Below are 16,278 nucleotides of genomic sequence, written 5' to 3' on the forward strand. Positions count from 1 at the left end.
GATGAACGACATCGACGAACAGCAGCAGCTGCCCTCGCAGGACGCGTCCGCCGACGCGCAGACCTCCGAGCTCTCCCCCCTCGAGGAGGAGGGTGAGATCGCCGCGGACTACATCGAGGAACTCCTCGACACCGCGGACATCGACGGCGACATCGACATCGAGGTCCGCGACGGCCGCACGTACGTCTCCGTGGTCGCGGAGGACGGAGACGACTCCCCGCTGCGGGAGCTCGTGGGCGAGAACGGTGAGACGGTCGAGGCGCTGCAGGAACTCGCGCGGCTGTCCGTCCTCAGCGCCACGCAGCGGCGCAGCCGGTTGATCCTGGACATCGCGGGGCACCGTGACGAGCGGGCCTCGGAGCTGCGCGAGATGGCGCAGGACGCCGTGGCCAAGGTCGAGTCCGAGGGCGGCAGCGTGCACCTGCCCCCGCTGTCCCCGTACGAGCGCAAGATCGTCCACGACGCCGTCGCGGACGCCGGTCTGGTCTCCGAGTCCGAGGGCGACGGCGCCGGGCGCCACATCGTGGTCTCGGCGGCTCAGTGACCGTGTCGCGTTCCACCCCGCACCCCGGCGCGTCCGGGCAGGACAGGAACGGGTCGGGCGGCGAGGGCGCGTCGCGTCCCGCTCCCGAGCCCCAACCGGCCCCCGAGCTCGGTGAGCACGAGGCCGCCGCGCGCACGATCTTCGGTGACCGCCTCGACCTGGCGCGGCGCTACACGGAGCACCTGGCGTCCTCGGGCATCGTGCGTGGACTGATCGGTCCCCGTGAGGCCCCGCGACTGTGGGAACGCCACGTACTCAACTGCGCGGCGGTGGAGAGCCTGATCCCGCGGGACGCTCACGTCGCGGACGTGGGCTCGGGGGCCGGCCTTCCCGGCCTGTGCCTCGCGATCGCCCGGCCCGACCTGTCGATCACGTTGATCGAGCCGCTGGAGCGCCGTGTCACGTGGCTCGAGGAGATCGTGGCGGATCTCGGCCTGGACAACGTCCGTGTGCTGCGGGCGCGCGCCGAACAGGCGAAGGACGAGGTGGGCCCGGTGGATGTGGTCACGGCCCGAGCCGTCTCCGCGCTCATCGGTCTGGTGGACATCACCCTGCCGCTGTTGAAGGGCTCGGGTGAACTGCTCGCGCTCAAGGGACGTTCCGCCCAGGACGAGCTGCGCAAGGCGAGCAAGAAGTTCAATCGTTACGGGGTCCGGTCCTCGGAGGTCGTGACCGTGGGCGAGGACCTCCTGGAGGAACCCACCACGGTGGTCCGGCTCGTGCTGTGAGTCCGTCGTTGCCGGTGCGGCCTTGTCGATAAGCTACTGGGAGCACCGCACCAGTCACGGAAGGGACAGTCGATGACCGAGCCGGAACGGCCCACCGCAGGACGTACCCGTGGACACGACTTCGGACTGCCGCCTGATCCGATTTCGCAATCAAAAAAAGTTGTTCCTGATCGCGGACGCCATGTTTCACGTGAAACAGACGGTCAAGCAGGAGTGACGGCACAAGACGCGGTGGCGGATACCGCCCTGGGGAGGAAACTCGTGGAAGAGAACAAGCGCCGCGCCAAGCTCAAGAACGTGCACCTGGACCGCCCCGACAACACACGCTACATCACCATCAGCAATCAGAAGGGTGGTGTGGGGAAGACCAGCACGTCGGTCAACCTCGCCGTGGCGCTCGCTCAGCAGGGCCAGAACGTGATGGTCGTTGACAACGATCCGCAGGGCAACGCCTCCACCGCACTCGGGATCCCCCACGGTGCAGATGCGGACTCCGTCTACGACGTGCTCATCGACGAGGTGCCGGTGGCCGAGGTGGTCAAGGAATCCCCCGAGGTGTCCAACCTGTGGGTCCTCCCGGCGACCATCGACCTTGCCGGCGCCGAGATCGAACTCGTGTCCGTGGTGGCTCGTGAACAGCGCTTGCAGCGGGCTCTAGCGGAATACGCGACGGCGCGAGAGGAGCAGGGACTCCCCCGACTGGACTACGTGTTCATTGACTGCCCGCCCAGCCTCGGGTTGCTCACGATCAACGCGTTCGTCGCGGCGACCGAGGTGCTGATCCCCATCCAGTGTGAGTACTACGCGCTCGAAGGGCTGAGCCAGCTGCTCAACAACATCACCATGATCCAGAAGCACCTGAATCCGAAGCTCGTGGTGTCCTCCATCCTGCTGACGATGTACGACGGGCGGACCAACCTGGCGTCGCAGGTGGCCGACGAAGTCCGGCAGCACTTCCCTAAGGAGGTCATGGAGACCATGATCCCCCGGTCGGTGCGTGTCTCGGAGGCGCCAAGCTATCAGCAGAGCGTCATCACCTACGACCCCAGCTCCACCGGAGCGCTGTCGTACCTGGAGGCTGCGGCTGAACTGGCCAGCCGCGGATCCGGTGCGGCCAAGTAGATAGTTCCTGGACCGCGAACCAAACTAGTCCCCACGCTGCGCGTACGAGGCTCCGGGGACGTCAGGTCCTAAAACGCGGTGCCGTTTAGTTCTCCCCACGAGGGCCCCGATGTTTCACGTGAAACATCGGGGCCCTCGTATTTAAGGTGCACGGTTGCCACCGGTGAATGGGTCATATGAACGATCCGTTGTTGACTACGATGGACACACCATCATCACCGGGAGGAAATCATCGTGGCAGAACGACGTCGTGGCCTCGGGCGCGGATTAGGCGCTCTCATCCCCAGCGGGGACGCCCAGGAGCAAACGACACCGCCGACAGTCGACCCTAGCGAGACCGCGAGAAGTAGCGACCAGTCCGCACGAAGGGACGTGGCCGAGCCCACTGGTCGGAGATCGTCCCGTAAAGCCGGTACTACCAAGGGTGTAAAGGCCACCTCCGCCTCGACGCCTGCCGACGAGGATCCCCAGGGGGCGACTCCGCGCGCGACGGCGGCCCGCAAGAAAACCGGGACGAAGGGCAACAAGACCGTGGCATCAGGCGCCGACGCTGGGGCATCTGGTAAGAAGGCCGCCCCGACCGGTGACGGCGACAAAACTGGAACCTCAGTGCGTCGGTCGTCGCGGTCGGCTAAAGCGGGGGAGGCGGGCTCCGTAAAGGGTGCGAGCACCAAGCCTGATACGGCAACGTCGAAGACCCAGGTGAGACCGGCCAGAAGCGGCGCCGACGCCGCTGGGTCACAATCCGACGATGTTTCACGTGAAACATCCGATTCCCCGAAGGCTTCGGCATCACGTGGAAGCAAGCAGCCGCGGACCCGGAGAGACATGGGCCAGGCCCTACGCAGTACAACGAACGTGCGCCGCCCAGTGGACATGTTCTTCCTGCCGTCGGGTGGTGACGAGGAATCCAATGCGGGAGACTTTGACGACGTCTCGCGTACCGATGAAAGTCAGGACTCCTCGCGGGCCGCGGAGGTAACCTCCTCGACTACAGCATATGGGTCTCACCAGGAGACCGTGGACAATACACCCAAGAATGCTGGTCAGGCGAACGAGCAGGTAGAGTCCGGCTCTGCCGATGTTTCACGTGAAACATCGACCCAATCGTCTACCACTCCGAACACGACGCGTACCGCCGCTTCCGCCGATGGTGCTGCGGACGCTGCCAGAAATGATGTCCCCGCGGCGAGCGCTCCCGCGTCACAGCCAGAGGTCGTGCCCACGGGACACTCTGACCAGCAAGACCTGCAGAGCGTCCCCGGAGCCACCTTCGCGGAAATCTCGGTCACGGACATCCACCCCAATCGCAAGCAGCCGCGCCAGGTCTTCGACGAGGACGAGCTCGCGGAGCTCGCCTTTTCGGTGAAGGAACTCGGTGTCCTGCAGCCCATCGTCGTGCGGCCGAGTCACGAGGGGGGAGAGCAGAAGTACGAGCTCGTCATGGGTGAACGGCGTTGGCGGGCCGTTCAAGAGGCCGGTCTGGCCCAGATCCCCGCCATCATCCGGGACACGGCGGACGACGACCTCCTGCGCGATGCCCTGCTGGAGAACTTGCACCGGGCTCAGTTGAACCCCCTTGAAGAAGCCGCCGCGTACCAGCAGCTCATGGAGGAGTTCGGGGCCACTCAGGAGCAGCTCTCGGAGCGGATCGGACGCTCCCGGCCGCAGATCTCCAACACCCTGCGCCTCCTCCGACTCCCGGCGCTCGTGCAGCGCCGTGTGGCCGCAGGGGTACTGAGCTCGGGGCACGCACGCGCCCTGTTGGCGCTGACGGATCCCGCCGAGATGGAACGGGTCGCCCAGCGGATCGTGGCGGAGGGCCTTTCCGTGCGTGCCACGGAGGAGCTCGTCGCCCTCTCCGACGGTCTCAAGCGACACGCGAGCAAGCGGAAGACCCCCGCAACCCGTCACGATGACCGACTGGGTTACATCGCAGATTCCTTCTCCGACAAGTTGGACACGAGCGTGAAGATCCAGCTCGGAGCGCGCAAGGGCAAGATGACGATCGAGTTCGCCTCGGTCGAGGACCTCAACCGCATCATCGACGTGTTGGACCCCAAGCTCGACTCCAACTGACTCTCCGCAAGTACGAAGTAGGGCGGCGATGTTTCACGTGAAACATCGCGGCCCTACTTCCATCACCGGCGTACTCCGGCCGGACGAACCAGTGTCAGCAGCGAGTCGATCAGCCTTGTCTCGAACGAATCACCGTCGCCCAATGATTAGGTGCGTTCAGGCGTCCCTACGGTAATAGTCCTGGATGTCCGCCAGGCTCATGGTTCCCGTGGCCGTGGGTTCCGGCGTGGGCGCCAGGACGCGCTGGAGGCCACACAGAAGCGCCTCCGCCAAACGGGCGCGGTACTCACCGCTCCGCAGCCGGGAGGCCTCATCCTCGTTCGAGAGGTACCCCAGATCGACCCATGCCGCCGCGGTACGGACCTCACGGAGTGCGCTCCACTGCCGCGCGTGGCTCCCCAGGTCCAGGGCACCCGTGCGGGCCACCAGCTCACGCAGGATCATGTCCGAGGCGAGCTGACCCACGGGGGAGTAGGCCTGCCGCGTGTCCGGTGCACCCCAGAAGAAGGTGGCCACGCCCTGGGCCAAGGGTGAGGAGTTCCAATCACACTGCAGGGTGAGCATCAGGGCGTCGTCGGGGAGGACCTCGGGGACCTCTGGGACGCTCCCGTCCGAGTCCTCCGGTCCAGCACCTGACGACGAAGCACCGGTGCCCTGGGCCGTTGCGATCACGGGCTTGGCGCCCACCGCGCGGAGCAGGACGCGGGTGCGCTGCGCGACGTCGAGGGTGATGGCATCCTGATCCGCGGCGAACGAATCCGGGGCCCCGGCGGGGGACACCTGGGGACCGGCGCCGGACGGCACCAGGAGCACCAGGCGATCTCGGAGGGCCTCCTGGAGGCTCTCCAGCCGGTGGTGATCACGCAGGGAGAAGGCCTTCGCCGAGGTGATCTTCTTGCGCACGCGAGCCAGTCCGGAGAGGGTGTCGAGCCCCACGGTGCCGTCGCTCGGGACACCCAGGCTGTGTTGGAGTTCCTTCACGGCGTACTCGGTCTGTCGGCTGAACACCGCATCCAGGTGGCCGTAGTAGAAACCCAACAGCGAGAGGTTGTCCTGCAACTCCTCGACGTCGTCGCCCTGCAGCGGGGCCGCCTCGTCGAAGAACAGTGGACGGTCGCCCAGCCTGTACTGGGCGTCGTTGAGCGCCGCCTCGGTCTCCGGACCGACCACGCCGTCCACGATGAGCCCCTTGCGCTGCTGGAACACGCGCACGGCATGGTCCACACGGTCGTCGAAGACCGTGGGGTCCGACACGCTGTCACCGGCCACGGGTAGGTCCTCGCCCCCTGCCCTTACGAGGCGTTCCCTGAGACCCGTGATGCGGCGGTCGGTCATACCGTGTCTGAGCGCGGCTCCGGGGGTGGATGGCGGCACGTGGTCTCCCTGGGGTCGGCGAGCCACTCTCACGGAGTGGTTCGCACACTGGAATCGGGGTCGAGAAAACCCGGGCCCGCGCACATATCTAATGCGGGCCCGGGTCGGATGTCTCACGCGGAGGGGTTGAGGTACTCCCCGAACTCCTTCTCGAGCGCGGACTTGGGCTTGGCGCCGATCGAGGTCTTGGCGACCTCACCGTTCGCGAAGAGGTACACCGCGGGGATCGAGGTGATGCCGTACTGGGAGGCGATCGCGGGGTTGTCGTCCACGTTGACCTTCACCACGTCCACGTGATCCGCATGCTCCGCGGCGATCGCGTCCAGCACGGGTCCGAGCTGGCGGCACGGACCGCACCACTCGGCCCAGAAGTCCACGATGGTGGGCTTGGAGTTCTCGAGTACCTCGGCCTTGAAGTTGGCGTCGGTGACGTCCTTTGCAGAGCTCATGTGCGTTTCCTTTCGATGGGTTTCCCCGGTCGGTCGCCGAACCGTACCGGCGGTTCCGGGCGGGAGTGGGTTGTCGGGTGGATTCGGATCAGCTGTCGAGGGCCGCGAGGTAGTGCTCCACGTCCACCGCGGCAATACAGCCCGAGCCCGCGGCGGTGATCGCCTGGCGGTAGGTCGCGTCCACCACGTCGCCGGCGGCGAAGACACCGGGCAGCGAGGTCGTGGAGCTGCGCCCGTCCACGGCGATCGTGTTGTCCACGGTCAGCTCGAGCTGATCCTTCACGAGTCCCACGCGGGGGTCCGAGCCGATGGCCACGAACACACCGGTCACGGCCAGCTCCGAGGTCTCACCCGTGACGGTGTCCTCCAGGGCCAGGGACTCCACCTTGTCCGCGCCCTGGATCCCCGTGACCTTGGTGTTCCAGAGGATCTCGATCTTGGGGTCGTCGAACGCGCGCTGCTGCATGATCTCGGACGCACGGAACCGGTCCCGGCGGTGGATCAGGGTCACCTTGTCCGCGAACTTGGTCAGGAACGTGGCCTCTTCGATCGCGGAGTCACCGCCACCCACCACGGCGATGTTCTGCTTCTTGAAGAAGAACCCGTCGCACGTGGCACACCACGAGACGCCGTGGCCGGAGAGCCGTTCCTCATCCTCGAGGCCGAGCTTGCGGTACTCGGAACCGGTGGAGATGATGACCGCGCGGGCGCGCAGCACGGTCCCGTCCTCCACGGTCACCGTCTTGATCTCGCCGTCGAGTTCCACGGAGACGACGTCCTCGTAGCGGATGTCCGCCCCGAAGCGCTCGGCCTGCTGCTGCATGTTGTTCATCAGGTCCGGGCCCATGATGCCGTCGATGAACCCAGGGTAGTTCTCCACGTCCGTGGTGTTCATGAGTTCACCACCGGCGGTCACGGACCCGGCCAGCACCACGGGCTTGAGGTTCGCGCGCGCCGTGTAGATGGCGGCGGTGTACCCCGCGGGACCGGAACCCACGATGACGACGTCGTGAACGGCGTCGTCCCCGGAGGTGGTGCGGGCGTCCTCGGACGCAGCGGAGGCCTGCGCCGCGCCGCCGACGTTGAGGTTCACAGCATTCGCGAAAATGCCGGGCTGATTGCTCACTGGTACGAAACCTTTCCACGAGTCACCGCGTGTGCGGATGTCAACTACACCCCAGAACGTGGGGAGTACCGCCAGATATTCCGTTCGGCGGCGTCACCGGGTTCAGCGCACGGACAGTTCGCTGATCCGCAGGCCGTACGGGTAGCCGCCGATGGGATTGTTCAGTCGGGGCAGTTCGTTCCACACCACCAGGACGTACCGGTGCGGATCGTTCTGCGCGGCCTCGGAGAGCGGGACGCTGACCTGCGGCCCGGTGAACGAGCCCGTGCCCACCTGCTGCGCGCCGTCGAGCGACGGGCTGTCCGAGACGTACACGGTGAACTGTCCGCCGGTGCCACCGTCCTGCTGGATCGTGAGTTCCCGGACGGGCGCGGGGTCCTGCAGCTGCGCGGCGATTCCCACGTACTGGACCAGGTTTCCGAACTGCGGGTTCGAGAAACCGTAGCTCAGCCACGAGGTCCCCGGGTTGCCGTCCGTGGCCTGGCCCAGCGTGGCGTCCGTGTCGGCCATGAAGTTCGGGTCCTGGGTCACCCGCGTGACCGTCCCGATCTGCGGTGTGGCGGCCGGGCTCGGCGTGTTCGACGCCGCGGGGGAGCCCGCGGGTCCGCTCGGCGCCGCGTTCTCCTGCGGGGCCCCGCCCTGTCCGAACTGCCCGGTGAGCGCACCGAGCCCGCGGAAGCCCATCACGATCGCCGCGATCAGCGCGATGATCAGCAACAACAGCAACAGCCACCGCAGCGGACCCTTGCGGGAACGTTCGGTGGAGCCGGACCGGGCGCCACCCGCGCCCGCGGTGTCCGCCCGGTCGGCGACGTCCTCCCGCCCGGCGGCCGCGGGCTCCCTCGTCCCGTCCTCGGTGCGCGCCGCTGCGGTGTCCGTCCCCGCGGGGGAATGCCCGGCGGATGCGTTCGCCGACGACGCCGCTGCCGCGCCCGCGATCCCGCCCGCCGCCGCGGTGGTCGCGGCGGCGTTCATCATCCCGCCCCCGGCGGCATTGGCCGTACCCACACTCTCGGCGGACGCGGCGGCATCCGAACCGCCGGCCGCCGTCCTGGCCGGGGCGGCGGGATCGTCCAGGGCAGCGGCGTCGTCACCGGGGGCCGTGTCGGGGAGCGCCGCGGCGTCGTCGTCCGATGCCGAAGCATGCCCGGCCGCTGCACCGGAGGCCGGTGCGATCGTGCGGAGGGCGGCGGTGCCGTCGTGAGCGGCGTCGTCATCGCGGGCCGAGCGGGGCGCGGAGGGCTGTTCGTCCAGGCGCCCGGGCTTGCCCTCGGTCCGTTCGTAGCTCTCGTAGCGGTTGTCGCCGTCGTAGGTGGGGTCGATCCCCTCGGCCGACGTCGCTGCGGTCGCCCCGGTGGCTGCGCCCCGGGTGGCTGCGCGGTCGAACATCGTGGAGCGCACGGCGTCGGGACGGACCTTGCGCGCGAAGCCGAGCTTGTTGCGCACGGACGGGGCGGCGGGGGCGTCGTCGTAATCGTCGTAGTCGGAGGCGTTCCAGCGCGTGACGGCGGGGCGCCCCGAGGGCTCGGGATCCCGGGAGACGGTGTCCTGCGGCTGTGTGGGGTCCGGCTCCTCGTAGATGTAGGCGGAGGAGGCGGCCGAGCGGGAGTCCCCGAAGATGTCGTCGGAGAGGGAGTAGTCGTCGGCGTCGTCGTCCTCGACCAGCAGCGCGTCCAACAGGTCCGCGGCGGGTGCGTAGGAGGTGACCAGGTAGGTGGAGTCCTCGGTCTGACCCATGTCCAGGACCTGGAAGCCGCTGTGCCCGGCGCCGGCGGCCAGGGAACGCGCGTTGTCCACGAGCAGCGACTCGTGAGCGGGGGAGGGCACCAGGATCGAGACCCGGCGGCGCAGGATCTGGTCCTCGCCCTGGAGCACGTGATCGTCCTCGGCGGTGCTCAGCAGGGACGCGGTGACCTTGTAACGGCCCCCCAGAACGGCTCCTAGCGCAATGGGCTGGGACACGGTGGCTCCCTCTGATAATCGGGCGCCACGGGGGTCGCACGGGCGCGAGAACGATCTTTCGGGCAGTCTACCGGCCGAGTTTGGCGCGCAGCGGGGCCAGCAGACCCGTGAACTCCTGGACCCGGAACAGCTTCAGGGCCACGGCGTACACGGCGGCCATCACGAGCCCGCCCACGGCCAGGCTGATCAGGGCTGCTGCCTGGTTGCCCCACGGGAAACCGTCGGTGCGGTACCCGCCGAGCAACCACAGCGTCACGACCCCCGCCACGCCCGCGACGAGCGAGGCGGCCAGGATGCGCGCGTGACTGCCCACGATCCGGGACAGGCCGTAGTCCCCGATCCGCCGCGTGAGGGCGTAGTGGTAGATCACCGTGGCCAGCACGTTCTGGATGGCGTAACAGGCCGCGACGGCGAACACCATGTGCTCGGGCGAGAAGACCCGGGCGATCAGCACGGCGGCGATCACGGTGAAGACGGACACTCCCAGCTGCACGAGGAACGGGGTGCGCGCGTCCTCCTGGGCGTAGAACGCGCGGCCCAGCATGAACGCGGTGGACATGAACGGCGCGCCGATGGCGATCACCGTGATGACCTGACCGATCACCGCGCCCGCGGCGGGAACGCCACCGGAGAAGAGCATGCCCAGCGGACCCGCGTATACGATCAGGGCGACCATGCAGAACACGGTGGCCACACCGGTGACCCGCAGGCTCGAGGACAGGGACGAGACCAGGGAGTCACGGTCCTTCTCGGAGGCCGCGGCCGCCATGCGGTTGAACAACACGGTGGCGATGGACAGCCCGATCACCCCGTGGGGCAGCGCGTAGAGCATGGTGGCCTGGTCCAGGACGGCCGTACCTGCGATGGGGGGTGCCCCACCCGGGCCGGACGCGATGTCCGCCCGGGCACCGGTGGGGATCGCTGCCGTGCGGTACAGGGCCATGAACGCGAGGTTGGCGATCACGCCGGTGGCGAGCGTCCAACCGCCCAGACGCGCCGCGGTGGACAGCCCGATCCCGCGCCACCCGAAGCGCGGGCGGATCCGCAGCCCCAGCCGGGCGAGCGGCCAGAACAGGATGAAGGCCTGCGCGGCGACACCCACCGTGGCCATGAGCACGAGCCAGAACGTCTGGGCGGAGGTCCAGTTCTCGAGGGTGTGGGGGTTCGTGCGGAACGGACCGAACTGCTGGATGAAGACCAGCAGGGCGGCGATCGCGATGACGTTGTTGAGCACCGGGGCCCACATGTACGCACCGAACGCGCCCTTGGCGTTGAGCACCTGACCCACGACCGTGTAGAGGCCGTAGAAGAAGATCTGGGGGAACGTGATCAGCGCGAACGTGGTGCCCATGGCCAGCTGCGCGTCCGACCACCCCGGGCCCATGAGGTTCATGATGGGGCGCACCAACAGCACGACCGCCGCGGTGATCACCAACAGCGCGATCACGGCGAGCGTGATCAGCCGGGAGATGTAATCGACACCCTCGTCCTGCGCCTTGGACGCCTTGATAATCTGCGGCACCAGCACCGCGTTGAACACACCGCCCGCGATCAACACGTAGATCAGGTTGGGCAGCGTGTTGGCCAGCTGGAACACGTCCGCCATGGTCGCGGCGGAACCGATGGCCACCGTGATCAGGAACGTCTTGACGAACCCCAGGATGCGGGACACCAGGGTCCCGGAGGCCATGATGGCGCTGGAGCGCGCACCGGACTTCTGCATGGATCAAGGCCTCCTGCGCGGGGGGACGGGCCGGGTACGGCGCACGACGGATCGGACGGGACAGCCTACAACTGGTGAATGATGTATTCCCGGGCGATGTCCGCGATGCGCCGCTCGTTGGGGAAGGACAACTTCCGGCCGAGGTCGTCGATCCCGGACCACGCTACATCCACGGCCTCGTGGTCGGGGTCGTTCTCCGTGGTCAGGAATCCGCCGGTGGCCTCCAGCAGGAAATGGTGGACGGTCTTGTGCACGCGGTGTCCGGAGACCGTGAACCAGTAGTCGATGCTGCCCAGCGGGGAGAGCACGCGGCCCATGATTCCGGTTTCCTCCTCGATCTCCCGCACGGCGGCTTCCTCGTTGGTCTCCTCGCCCTCGGGATGACCCTTGGGAAGGCACCACTCGAGCCGTCCACCGCGGTTGATCCGAGCAATGATGGCCACCGGATGCGTGGGATCGGACAGGTCCACCACGATCCCACCGGCCGACACCTCTTCCACCGTGGGCAGCGCGGAGACCGGTTGGTTCGGTCGCCTCTTGGGCGCGCTGGGTACGGGGAAAGCCATGCCATCTACCTTAGCGACATTCCCGGGACACTCCCTGATGTGGGTCCGCAGGTGGGCCGGCCACCCCGGTCCCGTGCGCCGTGATGCGATAATGACGCTCATCATGACGCAGTTGCTGGACACCTCCTCACTTCACCCCGTTTCCCACGAGCTGGGGCGCCTCTTCGACAGCGCCGGATACGAGCTGTCCCTGGTGGGCGGGCCCGTACGTGACCTCCTGCTGGGCCGGGACGCGCTGGACCTGGACTTCACCACGAACGCGAGCCCCGATCAGACCCTCGAGCTGATCCGTGACTGGGCGGACGCGCACTGGGAGATCGGCCGGGAGTTCGGGACCATCGGGATGCGTAAGTCCGGCATGCAGTTGGAGGTCACCACCTACCGCGCCGAGGCGTACGACCCCGATTCCCGCAAGCCCACCGTGGCCTTCGGGGACGATCTCACCGAGGACCTGCGACGCCGCGACTTCACCGTCAACGCCATGGCCCTGCGGTTGCCGGGCATGGAGCTCGTGGACCCGTTCGGCGGGATCAGGGACCTGCACGCCGGTGTGCTGCGTACCCCCGGGACCCCGGAGGACTCGTTCACGGACGATCCCCTGCGCATGATGCGTGCCGCGCGGTTCAGCTCCCAGCTGGGTCTGACCGTGGCGGACCCCGTGCGGGAGGCCATGACCGCGATGGCCGAGCGGATCGAGATCGTCTCCGCCGAACGGGTGCGCGAGGAACTGGTCAAGTTGATCTGCGGCGCCCATCCCCGCCGGGGCATCGAACTCATGGTGGACACGGGACTCGCGCAGATCGTGCTCCCGGAGGTGCCCGCGCTGCAGCTGGAGACCGACGAGGCGCACCACCATAAGGACGTCTACCAACATTCCCTCACGGTCATGGAACAGGCCGCGGAGAAAGAGACCGGTCCGGAGGGCCCCGTGCCCGCCCCGGACTTCGTGCTGCGCTTCGCGGCGCTCATGCACGACGTGGGCAAGCCGGCCACGCGTCGCTTCGAACCGTCCGGGGCAGTGAGCTTCCGACACCACGAGGTGGTGGGGGCCAAGCTCACGCGCAAGCGGATGAAGGCGCTGCGCTTCGACAATGACACCATCAAGCGGGTCACCCGCCTCGTGGAACTGCATATGCGTTTCTACGGATATGGCGATGCCGACTGGACCGATTCCGCGGTGCGCCGGTACGTGCGGGACGCGGGGGACGAACTCGAGCGGCTGCACCGGCTCACCCGCTCGGACGTCACGACCCGCAACAAGCGCAAGGCCTCCCGGCTCGCCCGGCACTACGACGAGCTCGAACACCGCATCGACCAGCTCGCCGAGCAGGAACAGCTGGACGCCGTCCGGCCCGAGCTGGACGGCCAGCAGATCATGGCGATCCTGGGCATCCCGCCCGGGCCCCAGGTGGGCCGCGCATACAAGTTCCTCCTGGAGATGCGTCTGGACGAGGGCGCCGTGGGGGAGGACGTGGCACGCGAGCGTCTCGTGTCCTGGGCGCGTGAGAACGGCGTCATCGACTCCTGACGGAAAGGGCCGCGCCGAGATACCGCAGCGGAACACTCGCGCCATGACGCGTGGACTCCCCGCCCCCGTGGAACACTGACAGCATCCGTACCCGCGTTCCGAGGAGATCCCGCATGAGCCTGGAAGGTGCGCGCAACAGATCGGGAGGCAATGCCGGTCTGATGCTGCTGGGCCTCGGCCTGTACACGGTCATGATGGCCTACCTGTTGCGCATCCCGTGCCGCGTGCCGGACTGGAACATGGCCCAGCAGGTTCCCGAGCTGTGTGCCACGGTGATCGGCACCGGGGATCTCAGCGTGCGCTCGTCGGACGTGGCCGGGGGGTTCTTCACCGGGGGTCCCACGGGGGATCAGCCGGTGCTCGTGGGGATGATCACCACGATCATCGGGTGGTTCGCCTCCAACCTGACCTCCCTGCTGGGCCTGGACGTGGGGCAGGGCTTCTACCTGGACCTCTCCCTGATCCTTCTGGCCCTCGTGTGGTTGGCCATCGTGGGCGTGGTCTCCTCGCTGAGCGGCAACCGGCGCACCGACGCCCTGGTCATGGCGTTGGCCCCCGTGATCGTGCTCGTGGGGTTCCAGTCCTGGGACCTGTGGGCCGTGCTGTTCATGATGCTCGCCCTGCTGGGCTACGTGCGGGGGAACCCGGCGCTCGCCGGGATCATGGTGGGCTTCGGTGCCTCCGTGGCGTTCTTCCCCGTGGTGGTGCTGCTCGCGATCCTGATCATGGCCGCGCGTCACCGGTTCCTCAAGGACATCCTCTCCGCGTTCATCTGGGCCGTGGTCGCGTGGGCCCTGATCAACGGGACGTACATGCTCACGGCGTGGGACCGCTGGCGGGCCCAGTTCGGGGACATGGTGCGCTCCGACACCGAACAACCCTCGCTGTGGAACGTGTGGAGCTCCACCGTGGAACCGCGCACCGGGGTGTCCCTGGGAACCGGCGCGGACGGTCAGGACGTCCTGCTGAGCATGATCCTGGCGCTCGTGTTCGTGCTCCTGATCGCGTTGCTCAGCAAGCGGGAGCCCTCGGCCGTGCAGATCACGTTCCTGTTGCTCGCCCTCTACATCCTGCTGGCCAAGGAGTACTCCCTGACCTACGTGGTGTGGCTCGTGCCCCTCGTCATCCTGTGTCGCCGCAACTGGATCGAGTTCGGGCTGTGGCAGGTCGTGGAAGTGCTCTACTGGGCCACCGTGGTGCTGCCGGCCTCGGCATGGCCCACCCTGCCGTGGGTCGAGGAATTCGGCTGGAGCGCCCAAGATATATTGGCCGTAGTACGTTATGTTTTTCTCATCTATCTGGTGGTGGCGGTCGTGGTGGACATGTTCCGGGGACGCAAGGCTGCGGCGCTCGGCGCGTCCGCGGTCCAGTAAGGACCCGGCATGGCACCGCGTGATTCCGAGAACCTCGCTCGCCTGAGGCTGCCGTCCTGGCGTTCCCTCCGCCTACCCCTGTTGCTCGTGCTGGTGTTCGTCGCGGTCGCGTCCACCGTGTGGGCCGCGCTCGCCAACTACTTCCTGGTCTCGCGGGATCCCGAGGCCCCCGTGGACACGTACCTGGGGTACCTCGAGGGCGGCAGTTCCCGTCAGGTCCTCGCTCCGTTGTTGATCGGCGGGGACCGCCCCCTGGCCCAGCTGCTGTCCAACGGGGTGTACCGGGATGCCGCCAACCGCCCGCAGGGCCACGACTTCGTGGGGGTCCAGAAGCACGGGGACCACGCGGCGGTGGGGGTGGACATCCACCTGGGGGACGGTTCCACCGTGCACCGTGACTACACGGTCGAGAAGGTGGCGTCCTGGGGTCCGTTCAACGACTCGTGGCGATTGGTGGAACGTGACAACGCCATCGTGGACGTGCGGCTACCCGCGGCCGTGGACGCGGTGTCCGTCAACGGCAACAAGGTGCGTCCGAACGGTTCCGAGCTCTTCCCCACGGACCCTTCCGATCCCGGGTCGCCAGCGCGCACGTGGCAGTTCGAGGGTCTGCCCGGGGTCTACGACATCGCGATGCCCGAGGACTCGTACCTCCTGGCCAGCGCGCATGCCTCCGCGGGAATATCCATGAGTGATCCCCGGTCCGCCGCGGCCGAACTGGACTTCACGGCATCGCCCCACATGTGGGAGGGCGCGGAGCGGGCCGTCCAGGACGCCGTGGGCCAGTGCGAACGCGTGCTGCGTTTCGACGCCGCGCAGTGCCCGCTGCCCGCGGAGCTGGGAGGTGGGCCCGCGGCGTCGCCCTCCGCCTCGCCCAGCGCTTTACCCACCGGGGCTTCCACGGAGGTCCCGCCGGGCGTGTCCAACATCCGGTGGGAACTGCAGTCCCGCCCGTCGCTGCTCCTGGAACAGGACGACGACGATCCCCTGGCCTTCCACGCCGTGCGGTTCCGCCCCGCGGTGGCCACCGTGACCTGGCTGCAGAACGGGCGGCAGCACTCGGGGACCGTGGACTTCGGGATCGACGTGACGGCCCGGACCACCGGTGAGGACCTGGACACGGACGTGCAGTTGCGCTCAACGCTGACCGAGCGGGAGAGGGGCAACCAGCCCTCCTAGGATGGGATCGGTTGCATCGGGGCAACTGGGGAGTGGAACAGGGGTTCACCATGGCCGACGAGCCGGAGTACTACAAGGCACAACCGCTACCGCGCCGCGACGAGCCGTCCCGCGGCTACGGCCCGGGCGCCGGCTTCGGCTCCGCGGGCACCGCGCCCGGGTGGGGTCAGCAACGCCCCGTCGGTCAGCCGGTCAACGTCAACGTGGTGGGCGGAAGGTCCATCGTGCTGGCCTACGTCCTGTGGTTCTTCCTGGGCAACTTCGGCGTCCACAAGTTCTACCTGGCCCAGCCCTTCCAGGGGATCTTCTACCTGGTGCTCTCCGCGATCGGGTGGCTCACCGTGGGAATCCTGATCGGCTGGTTCTTCCTGGGTCTGCTGTGGCTGCTCATGCTGATCGACCTGTTCGTGATCCCCCTGCGGGTGGGCACCCTCAACGCCCGATTGGCCCGACGCGTCGGTGGCTACTGAGCCCCCGTTGTAGTAAAGTGGGGAAGTCTGTGTGCCGTGCGCCGATCGCTGCCGG

The 16,278-nt window shown here is 67.8% G+C and carries 14 protein-coding genes; 8 read left to right on the forward strand and 6 right to left on the reverse strand.

Features of this window, described 5'->3' with window-relative positions; genetic code table 11:
* The first annotated feature begins 1 nt into the window (after position 1).
* The 4 genes from AS25_RS05340 to AS25_RS05355 all read left to right on the forward strand — a co-directional run bounded on the left by AS25_RS05340 (position 2) and on the right by AS25_RS05355 (position 4,473).
* On the forward strand, positions 2-544 hold the full coding sequence (locus tag AS25_RS05340) for a Jag family protein (protein ID WP_035962816.1): 543 nt from the start codon (positions 2-4) through the stop codon (positions 542-544).
* Positions 545-681: 137 nt separating this feature from the next.
* A complete protein-coding gene (gene rsmG / locus AS25_RS05345; RefSeq protein ID WP_052160741.1) occupies positions 682-1,272 on the forward strand; it encodes a 16S rRNA (guanine(527)-N(7))-methyltransferase RsmG in 591 nt (196 codons plus the stop codon).
* 261 nt (positions 1,273-1,533) lie between these two features.
* Positions 1,534-2,394, forward strand: a complete 861-nt coding sequence (locus AS25_RS05350; protein WP_052160742.1) for a ParA family protein — start codon at positions 1,534-1,536, stop codon at positions 2,392-2,394.
* An 876-nt stretch (positions 2,395-3,270) separates the two neighbouring features.
* Positions 3,271-4,473, forward strand: coding sequence for a ParB/RepB/Spo0J family partition protein (locus AS25_RS05355; RefSeq protein WP_437123709.1), 1,203 nt, complete (start codon positions 3,271-3,273; stop codon positions 4,471-4,473).
* A gap of 156 nt (positions 4,474-4,629) precedes the next feature.
* Here AS25_RS05355 and AS25_RS05360 read toward each other — a convergent pair whose 3' ends face one another.
* From AS25_RS05360 to AS25_RS05385, 6 genes are all read right to left on the reverse strand, one after another.
* Complete coding sequence (locus AS25_RS05360; RefSeq protein ID WP_052160735.1) at positions 4,630-5,808, reverse strand: peptidoglycan-binding protein; 1,179 nt, start codon at positions 5,806-5,808, stop codon at positions 4,630-4,632.
* A 152-nt stretch (positions 5,809-5,960) separates the two neighbouring features.
* Positions 5,961-6,296: a thioredoxin gene (trxA, locus tag AS25_RS05365; protein ID WP_035962823.1), complete on the reverse strand. Its 336-nt coding sequence runs from the start codon at positions 6,294-6,296 to the stop codon at positions 5,961-5,963.
* Between the two features lie 88 nt (positions 6,297-6,384).
* The gene (gene trxB / locus AS25_RS05370) at positions 6,385-7,422 is read right to left on the reverse strand and encodes a thioredoxin-disulfide reductase (RefSeq protein ID WP_035962826.1); all 1,038 of its coding nucleotides are present in this window, start codon (positions 7,420-7,422) and stop codon (positions 6,385-6,387) included.
* Between the two features lie 102 nt (positions 7,423-7,524).
* On the reverse strand, positions 7,525-9,384 hold the full coding sequence (locus tag AS25_RS05375; protein WP_035962828.1) for a hypothetical protein: 1,860 nt from the start codon (positions 9,382-9,384) through the stop codon (positions 7,525-7,527).
* Positions 9,385-9,451: 67 nt separating this feature from the next.
* A complete protein-coding gene (gene murJ, locus AS25_RS05380; RefSeq protein ID WP_035962830.1) occupies positions 9,452-11,107 on the reverse strand; it encodes a murein biosynthesis integral membrane protein MurJ in 1,656 nt (551 codons plus the stop codon).
* Positions 11,108-11,172: 65 nt separating this feature from the next.
* Positions 11,173-11,673 (reverse strand): NUDIX hydrolase, encoded by a 501-nt coding sequence (locus AS25_RS05385; RefSeq protein ID WP_035962832.1) that lies wholly within the window; start codon positions 11,671-11,673, stop codon positions 11,173-11,175.
* 103 nt (positions 11,674-11,776) lie between these two features.
* Here AS25_RS05385 and AS25_RS05390 point away from each other — a divergent pair, with 103 nt between their 5' ends.
* The 4 genes from AS25_RS05390 to AS25_RS13745 all read left to right on the forward strand — a co-directional run bounded on the left by AS25_RS05390 (position 11,777) and on the right by AS25_RS13745 (position 16,223).
* Complete coding sequence (locus AS25_RS05390) at positions 11,777-13,201, forward strand: CCA tRNA nucleotidyltransferase (RefSeq protein ID WP_035963005.1); 1,425 nt, start codon at positions 11,777-11,779, stop codon at positions 13,199-13,201.
* Positions 13,202-13,314: 113 nt separating this feature from the next.
* Positions 13,315-14,574 (forward strand): glycosyltransferase 87 family protein, encoded by a 1,260-nt coding sequence (locus AS25_RS05395; protein WP_035962838.1) that lies wholly within the window; start codon positions 13,315-13,317, stop codon positions 14,572-14,574.
* A gap of 9 nt (positions 14,575-14,583) precedes the next feature.
* On the forward strand, positions 14,584-15,753 hold the full coding sequence (locus AS25_RS05400; protein ID WP_035962840.1) for a hypothetical protein: 1,170 nt from the start codon (positions 14,584-14,586) through the stop codon (positions 15,751-15,753).
* Positions 15,754-15,803: 50 nt separating this feature from the next.
* Positions 15,804-16,223 (forward strand): TM2 domain-containing protein, encoded by a 420-nt coding sequence (locus tag AS25_RS13745; RefSeq protein ID WP_052160743.1) that lies wholly within the window; start codon positions 15,804-15,806, stop codon positions 16,221-16,223.
* Positions 16,224-16,278: the final 55 nt, after the last annotated feature.

Source organism: Kocuria marina (genome assembly GCF_000786655.1).
Lineage (GTDB): Bacteria > Actinomycetota > Actinomycetes > Actinomycetales > Micrococcaceae > Kocuria > Kocuria marina_A.

Coding starts and splice junctions, on each gene's coding strand:
- AS25_RS05340 (WP_035962816.1), top strand. CDS start 2: ATGAACGACATCGACGAACAGCAGCAGCTGCCCTCGCAGGACGCGTCC.
- AS25_RS05355 (WP_437123709.1), top strand. CDS start 3,271: ATGTTCTTCCTGCCGTCGGGTGGTGACGAGGAATCCAATGCGGGAGAC.
- AS25_RS05360 (WP_052160735.1), bottom strand. CDS start 5,808: ATGACCGACCGCCGCATCACGGGTCTCAGGGAACGCCTCGTAAGGGCA.
- trxA (WP_035962823.1), bottom strand. CDS start 6,296: ATGAGCTCTGCAAAGGACGTCACCGACGCCAACTTCAAGGCCGAGGTA.
- murJ (WP_035962830.1), bottom strand. CDS start 11,107: ATGCAGAAGTCCGGTGCGCGCTCCAGCGCCATCATGGCCTCCGGGACC.
- AS25_RS05385 (WP_035962832.1), bottom strand. CDS start 11,673: ATGGCTTTCCCCGTACCCAGCGCGCCCAAGAGGCGACCGAACCAACCG.
- AS25_RS05390 (WP_035963005.1), top strand. CDS start 11,777: ATGACGCAGTTGCTGGACACCTCCTCACTTCACCCCGTTTCCCACGAG.
- AS25_RS05395 (WP_035962838.1), top strand. CDS start 13,315: ATGAGCCTGGAAGGTGCGCGCAACAGATCGGGAGGCAATGCCGGTCTG.
- AS25_RS05400 (WP_035962840.1), top strand. CDS start 14,584: ATGGCACCGCGTGATTCCGAGAACCTCGCTCGCCTGAGGCTGCCGTCC.
- AS25_RS13745 (WP_052160743.1), top strand. CDS start 15,804: ATGGCCGACGAGCCGGAGTACTACAAGGCACAACCGCTACCGCGCCGC.